We start from the raw sequence: 9,411 nt of genomic DNA on the forward strand, positions 1-9,411 counted from the left end.
CGCGGCGGCGTACGGTCGTTCGGGGATTCGGATTTGCGAGGGCCTGGAGGTCGCGTTGCAGAAGCATCAGGGTGCCGCCGAACAGTTGGTGAGAGCGGGCAGCTTCTTCAGCCGGGCCGAGGTCTCGGACGACCTGCGGACGGTCCACCGGACCGGCGGGCGGGCCGCGGAGGCCTTCTACCGCGACCGCTGGAGCCACGACAAGGTCGTGTACTCCACGCACGGCGTGAACTGCACGGGTTCGTGCCGCTGGAAGGTCTACGTCAAGGACGGGATCATCACCTGGGAGACCCAGGCCACCGACTACCCCTCGGTGGGCCCGGACCGTCCGGAGTACGAGCCGCGCGGCTGCCCCCGCGGCGCCTCCTTCTCCTGGTACTCCTACTCGCCCACCCGGGTCCGCTACCCGTACGTCCGCGGCACGCTGCTGGAGATGTACCGGGAGGCCAAGGCACGCCTCGGCGACCCCGTCGAGGCCTGGGCGGACATCCAGTCCGACCCCGGGCGCCGGCGCGCGTACCAGAAGGCGCGCGGCAAGGGCGGTCTGGTCCGCGCGACCTGGGAGGAGGCGACCGAGCTGGTCGCCGCCGCCCATGTGCACACCATCAAGGAGCACGGCCCGGACCGGGTCGCGGGCTTCTCGCCGATCCCGGCGATGTCGATGGCCTCGCACGCGGCGGGCGCCCGCTTCCACTCCCTCATCGGCGCGCCGATGCTGAGCTTCTACGACTGGTACGCCGACCTGCCGGTGGCCTCGCCGCAGGTCTTCGGCGACCAGACGGACGTGCCGGAGTCCGGTGACTGGTGGGACGCGGCCTACCTGATGATGTGGGGCTCCAACGTTCCGGTCACCCGCACCCCGGACGCCCATTGGATGACCGAGGCCCGTTACCGCGGCCAGAAGGTCGTGACCGTCTCTCCCGATTACGCGGACAACACCAAATTCGCCGACGAATGGATGCACCCGCACCCCGGGACGGACGGCGCGCTGGCCCTCGCGATGGGCCACGTCATCCTCAAGGAATTCTTCGTCGACAAGCAGACGCCGTTCTTCACGGATTACGTCCGCCAGTTCACCGATCTCCCGTTCCTGGTCTCCTTGCGGCAAACGGAACAGGGGCTGGTGCCGGGCAAGTTCGTCACGGCCGCCGATCTCGGGCACGACACCGAGAACGCGCGGTGGAAGACGGTGCTCATCGACGACGTCACCGGCGAGCCGGTGGTGCCGAACGGCACCCTCGGCCACCGCTGGGGCAAGAACGAGCAGCCGGAGTGGAACCTCGAACTGGGCGCTGTCGTACCCCGGCTGACGCTGTACGACGCGGCCGACGGGAGCCCCGAGAGCGTCGCGGTCACGCTGCCCCGCTTCGAGGACGACGAGCGCGGCGGGGTCATCCGGCGCGGTGTGCCCGTACGCCGCCTCGGGGACCGGCTGGTCACCACGGTCTTCGACCTGATGCTCGCGCAGTACGGGGTGGCCCGCGCGGGCCTGCCCGGCGAGTGGCCCGACTCGTACGAGGACGCGAGCCGGCCGGGCACCCCCGGCTGGCAGGAGTCGCTGACCTCGGTCCCTGCCGCCCAGGCCGTGCGGGTGGCCCGGGAGTTCGCCGAGACCGCCGAGCGCTCCCGGGGCCGCTGCATGATCCTGATGGGCGCGGGCACGAACCACTGGTTCCACTCCGAGACCATCTACCGGTCCTTCCTCGCGCTGCTCACCCTCACCGGCTGCCAGGGCCGCAACGGCGGCGGCTGGGGGCATTACGTCGGCCAGGAGAAGTGCCGCCCGGTCACCGGCTGGGCCACCCTCGCGGCGGCCTCCGACTGGTCGCGCCCGCCGCGCCAGATGATCGGCGCCGCCTGGTTCTACCTGCACACCGACCAGTGGCGCTACGACACCCTGCCCGCCGAGGCGCTGGCCTCCCCGCTGGGCGAGGGCGTCTTCGAGGGCATGACCGGCTCCGACTGCCTGGCCGCGAGCGCCCGGATGGGGTGGATGCCCTCCTACCCGACCTTCGACCGCAATCCGCTGGAGCTGGGCGAGGCCGCGGACCCGATTGCCGAAACGATTCAGCAGCTCAAGGACGGCACCCTCGGCTTCGCGGGCGAGGACCCCGACGCCCCGCGCAACTGGCCGCGCGTGCTGAACGTATGGCGGGCCAACCTGCTGGGCTCCAGCTCGAAGGGCAACGAGTACTTCCTCAAGCACCTGCTCGGTACGCACTCCAACCTGCCCGAGGACGGGCCGCGTTGCACGCCGAAGGACGTGACCTACCGGGACGAGGACGTCGAGGGCAAGCTCGACCTGCTCATGACGATGGACTTCCGGATGACCTCCACGACGCTCCTGTCGGACGTGGTCCTCCCGGCGGCGACCTGGTACGAGAAGCACGACCTGTCCTCCACCGACATGCATCCCTTCCTGCACGCCTTCACTCCGGCGGTGGACCCGCCGTGGCAGGCCCGCTCGGACTACGACGCCTTCAAGGGGCTCGCCGAGCGCTTCGGCGAACTCGCCGCGACGCACCTGGGCGTACGGAAGGACCTGGTCGCGACCGCGCTCCAGCACGACACCCCGGGCGGGGAGATGGCCCAGCCCGGCGGGGTCGCGCTGGACTGGTCCAAGGGCGAGTGCGAGCCCGTACCGGGCCGGACGATGTACAACCTCCAGGTCGTCGAGCGCGACTACGGCGCGGTCGGCGAGAAGTTCGCCGCGCTCGGGCCCCTGGTCGACACGCTCGGCGTGACGACGAAGGCCATCACCTTCGACGTCGCCGAGGAGATCGGCCACCTCGGCGCCAAGAACGGCACGGTCCGCGGTGGCATCGCCGACGGCCGCCCCCGACTGGAGAGCGCGCAGCAGGCCTGCGAGGCGATTCTCGCCCTCTCCGGCACCAGCAACGGCCGCCTGGCCACGCAGGGGTTCGAGACCCTGGAGAAGAAGGTCGGCACCCCTATGGCCCACCTGGCCGCCGAGGCCGAGGGCAAGCGGATCACCTTCGCCGACACGCAGGCCCGCCCGGTCCCGGTGATCACCTCGCCCGAGTGGTCGGGCAGCGAGGCGGGCGGGCGCCGCTACACCGCCTTCACGGTCAACACCGAACACCTCAAGCCCTGGCACACCCTCACCGGCCGCCAGCACTTCTTCCTCGACCACGACTGGCTGCACGAGGTGGGTGAGTCGCTGCCGGTCTACAAGCCGCCGCTGAACATGCACCAGCTGTACGGGGAGCCCGAGCTCGGCACCGTCGACGAGGGGGCGAAGTCGGTGGCCGTGCGGTACCTGACCCCGCACAACAAGTGGGCGATCCACAGCCAGTACCAGGACAACCTGTACATGATGACCCTGGGCCGCGGCGGCCAGACGGTGTGGATGTCCCCGCAGGACGCCGATGCGATCGGCGTGGCCGACAACGACTGGATCGAGGCGGTCAACCGCAACGGCGTGGTCACCGCCCGCGCGATCGTCTCCCACAAGATGCCGCCCGGCACGGTCTACATGAACCACGCGCAGGAACGCACGGTCGGCGTCCCCAGGACGGAGAAGACCGGCCGCAGGGGCGGCATCCACAACTCGCTGACCCGGGTGATGCTCAAGCCCACCCACCTCATCGGCGGCTACGCCCAGCTGACCTGGGCCTTCAACTACCTGGGCCCGACCGGCAACCAGCGCGACGAGGTGACGGTCATCCGTCGCCGCGACCAGAACGTGGAGTACTGAAGGCTATGCGCGTGATGGCACAAGTGGCGATGGTCATGAACCTCGACAAGTGCATCGGCTGCCACACCTGCTCGGTCACCTGCAAGCAGGCGTGGACCAACCGCCAGGGCACCGAGTACGTCTGGTTCAACAACGTCGAGACCCTCCCCGGCCAGGGCTACCCGCGCCGCTGGGAGGACCAGGAGAAATGGAAGGGCGGCTGGGAGCGCACCCGCTCGGGCAAGCTGCGCCTCAAGGCGGGCGGCCGGCTCGCCAAGCTCGGCAAGATCTTCGCCAATCCGGACCTGCCGGAGATCTCCGACTACTACCAGCCCTGGACGTACGAGTACAAGAACCTCACCGAGGCCCCGGCGGGCGACGACCTGCCCACCGCGCGCCCCGTCTCGCAGATCACCGGCGAGCCGATCGACAGGATCGAGTGGGGTCCCAACTGGGACGACAACCTCGGCGGCGCGCCCACGCACGCCCCGAAGGACCCGATCATCGAGAAGATCCGCGACGAGGTCGGCGAGAAGATCCGCTTCGAGTTCGAGCAGAGCTTCATGTTCTACCTCCCGCGGATCTGCGAGCACTGCCTGAACCCCGCGTGCGTCTCGTCCTGCCCCTCGGGCGCGATGTACAAGCGCGAGGAGGACGGGATCGTCCTGGTGGACCAGGACCAGTGCCGCGGCTGGCGGATGTGCGTGAGCGGATGCCCGTACAAGAAGGTGTACTTCAACCACCACACCGGCAAGGCCGAGAAGTGCACCTTCTGCTTCCCGCGCATCGAGGTCGGCATGCCGACCGTGTGCTCGGAGACCTGCGTCGGCCGGATGCGCTACCTCGGCGTGATGCTCTACGACGCCGACAAGGTCGCGGAGGCCGCCGCCGTCGAGGACGAGCACGACCTCTACCCCTCGCAGCTGGAGTGCTTCCTCGACCCGGCCGACCCGGCCGTCGTCGCCGCCGCGCGCGCGTCCGGCATCACCGACGAGTGGCTCGACGCGGCCCGCCGCTCCCCCGTCTACGACCTGATCGCGACCTACCAGGTGGCCCTGCCGCTGCACCCGGAATACCGGACGATGCCGATGGTCTGGTACGTCCCCCCGCTCTCCCCCGTGGTCGAGGCGGTCGCCGCCACCGGCAGCGACGGCGAGGCCGCGGGCAACCTCTTCGGGGCCATCGACGCGCTGCGCATCCCCGTCGCCTACCTCGCCGAACTGATGACCGCCGGTGACACCCACCCCGTGCGGGCGGTGCTGCGCCGGATGGCCGCGATGCGCGCGTACATGCGGCGGGTCAACCTCGGCGAGGAGCGGGAGGAGTCCATCGCCCGGGCCGTCGGCCTGACCGGCCGGGAGATGGAGGACATGTTCCGGCTGCTGGCCATCGCCAAGCTGGAGGACCGCTTCGTCATCCCGACCGCCGCCCGCGCCGACGCGGAGGCGCTCGCCGACACCCGTCCGCTGGACGACGGCTGCCCCGTGGGAGCACCGCGGGAGCCGCGCGTCCTGCTCAACATCGGCCCGACCAGGAGGACTTCGTGACACCGGACGCCGTCGTACGACTGGTCGCGGGCTGCGTGCTGCAGTATCCGGGAGACTACTTCCATGACGAACTCCCCCGGCTCCGTTCGGCCCTGGCCGGGGCGGCCCCCGAACAAGCCGAACCACTCGGGGCCTTCCTCGACGAGGCCGAGGCACAGACCCCGCTCCAGCTGTGCGCCCAGTACACCTCGACCTTCGACACCCGCAACCGCCGCTGTCTCTACCTCACCTGGTGGGTGGACGGGGACACGCGCCGACGCGGGCTGTCGCTGGTCCGGCTGAAGCGCATCTACCGGGACTTCGGGCTGGAGTACACGGGCGAGGAATTGCCCGACTTCCTGCCCGTGGCGCTGGAGTTCGCCGCCCGCGTGGAGGACGCCGGCACCCGGCTGCTCCAAGAGCACCGGGCCGGGCTGGAGCTGCTGCGCCTGGCGCTGACCGAGGCCGGGTCGCCCTACGCGCGGGTGCTGGAGGCGGTCTGCTCGACGCTGCCCGGTCCCTCGCCCGAGACCCGGGCCGAGGCGAAGGCGCTCGCGAAGAACGGGCCGCCGCAGGAGCTCGTGGGCGCGGGATCGGCCCTCGAACCCTTCGGCCCGGGCCTGGACATGCCCGAGGACCTCCCGGTCGCCCTCCCGGTCGGCCGCCCGCCCGGCAGATCCGTCGACCTGCCCTGGCCCCAGGTGCCCGAGCGGCCGGTCGGCCTGAGGGACGCGGTGGCCTGATGGACCTCCTCCTGTGGGGCGTACTGCCCTACGTCTCGCTCACCCTCCTCGTCGCCGGCACCCTCTGGCGCGCCCGGTTCGACGCCTTCGGCTGGACCACCCGCTCCTCGCAGGTGCACGAATCGCGGCTGCTGCGGATCGGTTCGCCGCTCTTCCACTTCGGCATGCTCTTCGTGGTCCTGGGCCACGTCGTCGGCCTGCTGATCCCGAAGGGCTGGACCGACGCGGTCGGCCTGAGCGACCACGCCTACCACCTCCTCGCGATCTCCACCGGGACTGTGGCGGGCGTCGCCGCGGCCGCGGGCATCGGGGTGCTGGTCCACCGGCGCTTCACGGTCCCGGCCGTCCGCAGGGCCACCCTGCGCAGCGACCACCTCATGTACACGTTCCTGCTCGGCGCGATGGCGCTCGGCCTGGCGGCCACGGTCCTGGGCTCGACCGGCATGACGGACGATTACAACTACCGGACCGGCATCTCCGTCTGGTTCCGCAGCCTGTTCACCTTCCAGCCGGACTACCACGTGATGGCGGGCGCCCCGCTCGTCTTCCAGGCGCACATCCTCTTCGGCTTCACGCTTTTCGCGCTGCTCCCCTGCTCGCGGCTGGTGCACATGTTCTCCGCGCCGCTGACATACCTTTTCCGGCCGTACGTCGTCTACCGCGGGCGGGACCCGGAGCAGTTGGCCAACCGCCCGAGCAAGCGGGGCTGGGAGCGCCTGTCGTGACCGGCGCCCCGCGCACGGTCGTGCGCACGCCGGTGCACGCGGTCTCCGAGCGCCCCTTCATCGTCATCTGGGAGGCCACCCGGGCCTGCCCGCTGGCCTGTCTGCACTGCCGCGCCGAGGCGCAGACCGCCCGGCACCCGGCGGAGCTGGACGGGGCCGACGCCCGCCGGGTGATGGACCAGACCGCCGCCTTCGGCACGCCCGGCCCGCTGTTCGTGATCACCGGCGGCGACCCCTTCCAGCGCGCCGACCTCACCGAGCTCGTCGCGTACGGCACGGGGCTCGGGCTGCGGGTCGCGGTCTCGCCCTCCGGTACGCCGACCCTGACCCGGGAGAACCTGGCCGCCGTCCGCGCGGCGGGGGCCATCGCGCTGTCCCTCTCCCTGGACGGGTCGACGGCCGAGCGGCACGACGGCTTCCGCGGGGTCGAGGGGGTCTTCGACTGGACCCTGGACGGCTGGCGCGCGGCCGGGGAGCTCGGGCTCAAGGTGCAGATCAACACCACCGTGAGCCGCGAGAGCCTGGAGGACCTCGCCGACATCGCGGCGGTGGTGCGGCGCGAGGGCGCGATGCTGTGGTCCGGCTTCGTGCTGGTCCCGACGGGGCGCGGCGGGCGGCTGGCGTCCCTGACGCCGGACGAGACCGAGGACGTACTGCACTTCCTCTACGACTGCGGCGCCGTGATGGCGACGAAGACCACCGAGGGCCACCACTTCCGGCGGGTCGCGCTCCAGCGCACGGTCCTCGACGCGAAGGGCGAACGACCGGTGCTCGGCCCGCTGTACGAGCGGCTCTCGGCCCGGGCGCGCGAACGGGGCGTCTTCGACGGCGTCCGGCGCGCGGCGCGCAGGCCGCCGATGGACGTGTCCTCGGGGCGCGGCTTCGTCTTCATCTCGCACACCGGCGAGGTGCACCCCAGCGGGTTCCTGCCGGTCTCGGCGGGCAACGTGAAGAACCACCCGCTGACCGAGATCTACCGGGGGTCGGCGCTGTTCACCACGCTGCGCGATCCGGAGCTGCTGCGCGGGAAGTGCGGGGCGTGCGAGTTCAAGACCGTGTGCGGGGGTTCGCGCTCGCGGGCCTACGGGTTCACCGGAGACGTGCTGGCGGCCGACCCCTACTGCGCCTACGAGCCGGGGAGCTTCCCCCACCAGGAGGAACTGCGGGTGCTGACCGAAAGCACGAGGCGCTGACGCACCACCTTCCCCTATGTTGCAGAGGGGGTCATACCGGTCACGGGAGAAGACAATGCGATCAGTGATCGTCGTCGGTGGCGGCATCAGCGGCCTGGCGGCCGCCTGGCAGCTTCGCGGCACGGCGGATGTCACCGTCCTGGAGAGCCACACCAAGGTCGGCGGCAAACTGCGCACCGGCACCATCGCGGGCATCCCCGTGGACGAGGGCGCGGAGTCCCTGATGGCCCTGCGCCCGGAAGCCGTCGAGCTGGCCGCGGCGGTCGGGCTCGGGGACGCGCTCTGCGATCCCGCGCACTCCGCCACCACCATCTGGACCAACGGGGGGCTGCGGGCGCTGCCCGCCGGGCACGTCATGGGCGTGCCCACCGACCCGGCCGCGCTGGCCGGTACCGGGCTGCTCTCCGCGGCGGGCGTCGCGCGGGTCGCCGCCGAGGAGACCCTGGACGCGCCGGCGCTCACCGAGGACTGCTCGGTCGGTGCCTACCTGGCCTCCCGGTTCGGCCGGGAAGCCGTGGACCGGCTCGTCGAGCCGCTGCTCGGCGGCATCTACGCCGGGCGCGCCGACCAGCTCTCGCTGCGCGCCGCCATGCCGCGGATCGCGGCCCTCGCCGAACAGGGCGGCCCGCTGCTGCCCGCGCTGCGCAGGATGCGGGCGGCGGGGGCGCCGCGCCCGGCGGCCGTCGCCGTCCAGGGCGTGACGGGCGGCGCCGGACGCTTCCCGCAGGCCGTCGCCGCGGCGTGCGGGGCACGGATCCTCACCGGTACGACGGCACGCTCGCTGCAGCAGACGCCGGGCGGGGGGTGGCGGGTGCTCGCGATGACGGACGACGGGCCGCTGACGATGGAGGCGGACGGGGTGATCCTCGCGCTGCCGGCCTTCGCGGCGGCGGAGCTGCTGCGGCCGCACTCGCCGCTGGCCGAGGCGGAGCTGTCGGGGATCGCGCACGCCTCGACGGCCGTCATCACGATGGCCTTCTCGCGGGCGCAGGCGCACTTCCTGCCCGAGGGGAACGGGTTCCTGGTTCCGCCGGTGGACGGGCACGTGGTGAAGGCCGCGTCCTTCCTCTCCAACAAGTGGGGCTGGCTGGGTGATTCGGCTCCGGACACCTTCGTGCTGCGGGCCTCCGTCGGGCGGGTCGGCGAGGAGGAGCTGCTGGAGCGGCCGGACCGGCACCTGGTGCGGGCCGCGATCGCCGAACTCCACCATGCGGTGGGGCCGATGGGCGAGCCGGTCGCCACGCGGGTGACGCGGTGGGAGCGGGGGTTGCCGCAGTACGGCGTGGGGCACCGGGAGCGGGTGGCGCGGGTGCGGGAGGCCGTGGCGAAGCTGCCGGGGGTGGCGGTGTGCGGGGCGGCGTACGAGGGCGTGGGCGTAGCCGCCTGCGTCTCCACAGCCCGCACCGCGGCCACGTCCCTCTTCCCGCCCCGGCCGAGCCGTGACCCCCAGCCCAGCAGCTACACGCTCTCGACCTGGGCGGGTGGGCCGCGGCACGAGAACCGCTTCGTGTACTACCTGCAGACCGA

The 9,411-nt window shown here is 71.9% G+C and carries 6 protein-coding genes; all 6 read left to right on the plus strand.

Annotated elements, in window-relative coordinates; genetic code table 11:
* Positions 1-55 precede the first annotated feature (55 nt).
* A complete protein-coding gene (locus ABT084_RS15890; RefSeq protein ID WP_351043338.1) occupies positions 56-3,718 on the plus strand; it encodes a nitrate reductase subunit alpha in 3,663 nt (1,220 codons plus the stop codon).
* A gap of 5 nt (positions 3,719-3,723) precedes the next feature.
* Positions 3,724-5,244: a nitrate reductase subunit beta gene (gene narH / locus ABT084_RS15895; RefSeq protein ID WP_351043340.1), complete on the plus strand. Its 1,521-nt coding sequence runs from the start codon at positions 3,724-3,726 to the stop codon at positions 5,242-5,244.
* Positions 5,241-5,966: a nitrate reductase molybdenum cofactor assembly chaperone gene (gene narJ, locus ABT084_RS15900; protein ID WP_351043341.1), complete on the plus strand. Its 726-nt coding sequence runs from the start codon at positions 5,241-5,243 to the stop codon at positions 5,964-5,966. Before narH ends, narJ begins: the two co-directional genes overlap by 4 nt.
* The gene (gene narI / locus ABT084_RS15905; RefSeq protein ID WP_351043343.1) at positions 5,966-6,691 is read left to right on the plus strand and encodes a respiratory nitrate reductase subunit gamma; all 726 of its coding nucleotides are present in this window, start codon (positions 5,966-5,968) and stop codon (positions 6,689-6,691) included. The genes narJ and narI overlap by 1 nt, the downstream gene beginning before the upstream one ends.
* On the plus strand, positions 6,688-7,884 hold the full coding sequence (locus ABT084_RS15910) for a TIGR04053 family radical SAM/SPASM domain-containing protein (protein WP_351043345.1): 1,197 nt from the start codon (positions 6,688-6,690) through the stop codon (positions 7,882-7,884). The genes narI and ABT084_RS15910 overlap by 4 nt, the downstream gene beginning before the upstream one ends.
* Positions 7,885-7,939: 55 nt before the next feature.
* Positions 7,940-9,411, plus strand: a 1,472-nt coding sequence (gene hemG, locus ABT084_RS15915; RefSeq protein ID WP_351043348.1) for a protoporphyrinogen oxidase, incomplete at its 3' end; no start/stop codon positions are given.

The sequence above is a fragment of the Streptomyces sp. NPDC002138 genome, assembly GCF_040296485.1.
Lineage (GTDB): Bacteria > Actinomycetota > Actinomycetes > Streptomycetales > Streptomycetaceae > Streptomyces.

Bases quoted from the DNA above. Each gene is read 5' to 3' on its own strand.
- narH (WP_351043340.1), top strand. From the start codon at position 3,724: ATGCGCGTGATGGCACAAGTGGCGATGGTCATGAACCTCGACAAGTGC.
- narI (WP_351043343.1), top strand. From the start codon at position 5,966: ATGGACCTCCTCCTGTGGGGCGTACTGCCCTACGTCTCGCTCACCCTC.